The organism is Hallella absiana, assembly GCF_025457485.1.
Lineage (GTDB): Bacteria > Bacteroidota > Bacteroidia > Bacteroidales > Bacteroidaceae > Prevotella > Prevotella absiana.
On record NZ_JAMXSP010000075.1, the window covers coordinates 1 to 1,826 of the forward strand.

General features: G+C 47.9%; 2 protein-coding genes. Both read left to right on the forward strand.

Annotated features, from left to right (window positions below):
• The first annotated feature begins 565 nt into the window (after positions 1–565).
• The gene (locus tag NG346_RS14395) at positions 566–1,498 is read left to right on the forward strand and encodes a serine hydrolase domain-containing protein (RefSeq protein ID WP_262288908.1); all 933 of its coding nucleotides are present in this window, start codon (positions 566–568) and stop codon (positions 1,496–1,498) included.
• Positions 1,499–1,558: 60 nt separating this feature from the next.
• The gene (locus tag NG346_RS14400; RefSeq protein ID WP_262288909.1) at positions 1,559–1,732 is read left to right on the forward strand and encodes a hypothetical protein; all 174 of its coding nucleotides are present in this window, start codon (positions 1,559–1,561) and stop codon (positions 1,730–1,732) included.
• Positions 1,733–1,826 lie beyond the last annotated feature (94 nt).

Consider the following 1,826-nt stretch of genomic DNA (forward strand, 5'->3'; position numbering starts at 1 on the left):
ATGAAAGCCTTCAGGTCATGCCTGAAGGGAATAAGGGATATACCCTTCTTTTTCTATAGATGTGTTACTGTCTTTGGTTAGGCAGCGGCATCTGCCCGCCACGGACAATCCCCCTTGGGCCATATTTTGATTTGCAACACTAAGATAGGTGAAAAATCTGACATGGCAAAATCCTGAGCAACTTTTTGTTGCTCAGGTACTTATAAATAAAGTTAAATCAAAGTGTTGCGGAATTAAGGAAGATATGGAAAGAGATTGCAACCCGTGCGCTTATTGCTGATATTTTAGTAATTTTGTCGTCAATATGATTGTACTAACACAAAATTATAAAATGAGAAACAATAGAATTTTATACATAGCTTTACTTACAGGCTTGTTATCATCTTGCTCCGTCATACGCGGATTGCACAAGGATGGGAAGGACGGACCAACAACATTCAGCTTCCATCAACGGGAACGGGATACCATCCGGACAGCGAAAGGAACATTCTCTTTCGTAGCGCTTCCTGATTCCAAAAGAGAACTCGACACCCTTCATATCTGTGAGCCTCTCAGAGGGAAGAAGATGCAAACATTGTCAGAGCGTATGGCCAATCTGAGTCCTAACCAGACCACCATCATCATCCGGAACGACACCATCATCTATGAGAAGAGCTCCGGTACATATACGCCAACAACGAACGCTACGATATTCTCCGTCTCAAAGTCCATCACATCGCTGCTCTGTGGCATCGCCGTCGATGAGGGTTACATCAAGAGCATCGACGACCCGGTGACTGACTATCTCCCTGAGCTGAAGTCTAAGCATCCTTATTGGCAGGAACTCACCATCCGCCATCTGCTCAACATGCAGTCGGGCCTGAAGATGGAGGACACCTACAGTCTGAACCGAAAGGGACTGGGCAACCTGCGAAAGATGGCTGACTTGCAGTATAGTCACAACGTGATGAAATTGGTGAAGCGCCTGAAGTTCAGATGTGAGCCGGGGACGACGCATAACTACCGTAGCATAGACACCCAGGTGCTGGGACTGGTCATCGAGCGAGCCACACATCAGAGCCTTGCCGGCTACCTTAGTGAGAAGGTATGGAAGCCTCTGGGTATGAGCCACGACGCGTATATCACCATCGACAGCCGTAAGCATCACCACTCTCATGCCTTCGGTGGCATCGCCACCAACGCCATGGACCTGGCGAGAATCGGTCGACTGTATCTGAATGGTGGCGTATGGAACGGCCGTCGCATCGTCAGCGAGAAGTGGATACGCGAGTCCATAGCATACGACACGACCAACGATGGCTATCATCTGTGCTGGTACAACAGTTATGACCTGGGAATCAAGGATCCCGCCTGCCCCGGAACGTATGCAGTAGGCATCCGTGGTCAGGTGCTCTACATTAATCCTGCCAAACACCTCATCATGGTGCGCCTGGGAGCCAACAACTTCGAGTATTGGGACGCTGCGTATATCTTTGAGAAAATGGCACAACTGTTATAATTCACCTATATGAACTACAAAGAGATTTTCAAGACTTTTATACTATCAGCCTGTACCGTTATGATGGCAGGATGTTCATCAACGGTCATTCTAGAGAGCGAAAGGTTCATGTCTGCCTTCCGCAAGGACGTCCCCTTTGCCCTCGACTCTCTGACACAGATAGGGGAGGGCAAATACGGCCCAAGGGGGATTGTCCGTGGCGGGCAGATGCCGCTGCCTAACCAAAGAACTTGATATGATAGCGTGCTAAAACTATTTTTTTTGCTTACCTTTGCGGTCATGGAACAAGAAAAGATAGACTTCTACAAAGGTTTAGCGATATATATCC